This is a genomic window from Rhizobacter sp. P1_G5 (genome assembly GCF_056405435.1).
In genome coordinates, this window is the sequence record NZ_JBFUCB010000985.1 from 1 (window position 1) to 1381 (window position 1381).

A 1381-nucleotide genomic window follows, 5' to 3' on the forward strand; every position below is an offset into this window, starting at 1 on the left:
ATGTAGTCGACCTGCAGGACCACGGCCGCCATCACCGCCAGCCCGGTGAACTGCGCGGCGCGGCTCATCAGGATCCGGGTGTGGCCGCGGGTGAGGCGGCCGCCGCGCAGCCAGGCCCGGATGCCATGGGCCACGGCGAACGGCAGCGGCAGCAGCGCGGTGGGCGCGACGATGGCCACCAGGCACCACAGCAGCTGGTCGGCGGGCGCGGCGGCCGGCACGTGCTTCACGGCGATGAGTCCGATCACGGCGGCCAGCGCGGGCAGCACGTTGGCGAGATAGCCTTTCTGCACGGCGTACCAGACCTTGTAAACCAGCCCCCCGGCCACTGCCAGCAGCGAGAGCTGGCCGAACACGCGGAAGGACGCGGCCCGCGCCGCGTCGTCCAGGCCGGGGATGTTCTTGAGCAGCAGCGGCCCGAGGATGGGGCTGATGAGCGACTGCAGCACCATCAGGCCCAGCAGCAGCGCGAGCGCCAGCAGCAGGCCGGTCCAGACCAGGCCGTCCGAGGACTCGGACCTGGCGCGACGCTCGGCGATGTGGTTCTGCAGGCTGTTGCCGATGCCGCCGTCCGCCAGCGCATACCACCCCGCAAGGCCGGTCAGCAGCGCCATGCCGGCATAGAGATCGATGCCGATGCGGTCGATGATGACGCGGATGACGGCAATCTGGATCACGGCCGTGACCACCTTGCCGGCCCAGGCCGACAGGACCACCCAGTGATGCGGACGCAGCTTCATTGCGACGTCCCCGACAGACTGGCGGCCGCCGTGCGCAGCAGCCCGTCCTCCAGCGCCGTGGCTGGCTGCCATCCGAGTGCGGCGAGCCGGCGGGTGTCGGCGGCCGAGGCCATGATCTCGCCCGGGCGATGGGGCAGGGCACCGAAGTTCAGGTGCGAGGATGAGGCCGTCAGCCGATGCGCGGTTTCCACGAACCGGCGCAGCGGGATGGCGCTGCCGGTGCCGACCTGGTACTCGGTGACACCGGCCGGCAGGCGCAGCCCTTCGCCCAGCACGCAGGCATAGGCGCGGGCGACGTCCTCGACGTGGATGAAGTCGCGCAGCTGGTCGCCCGCGGTCAGCTCGATCTGCGGCTGCCCGCGTTGCAGCCTGGCGATGAGGTCGGGCACGAACTTGCGCGGACCGTCGCCTTCGCCGTAGACGTGCTCGAGTCGCAGGCTGGAATAGCGCAGCTGCGGATCGGTGGCGCAGGCGAGTTGTGCCCACTCGAGCAGCTCGCGCTTGGATCGGATGTAGGCCTGCAGGTGCGGGTAGCTGAACTGCGGTTTGCCGAAGAAGGTGTCGGTGCTGATGAACTGCGTGCAGCCCGCGGTGCGGCACAGGTCGAGCAGGCGGGCAGGCAGGAACAGATTGCTCTCCAC

At 70.2% G+C, this 1381-nt stretch carries 2 protein-coding genes; both read right to left on the bottom strand.

Going from position 1 to position 1381, the window contains the following annotated elements; all coding sequences use genetic code 11:
- Positions 1-740, bottom strand: a 740-nt coding sequence (locus tag AC1D12_RS33380; RefSeq protein WP_477845382.1) for a hypothetical protein, incomplete at its 3' end; no start/stop codon positions are given.
- Positions 737-1381, bottom strand: a 645-nt coding sequence (locus tag AC1D12_RS33385) for an NAD-dependent epimerase/dehydratase family protein (RefSeq protein ID WP_477845383.1), incomplete at its 5' end; no start/stop codon positions are given. The genes AC1D12_RS33385 and AC1D12_RS33380, both read right to left, overlap by 4 nt.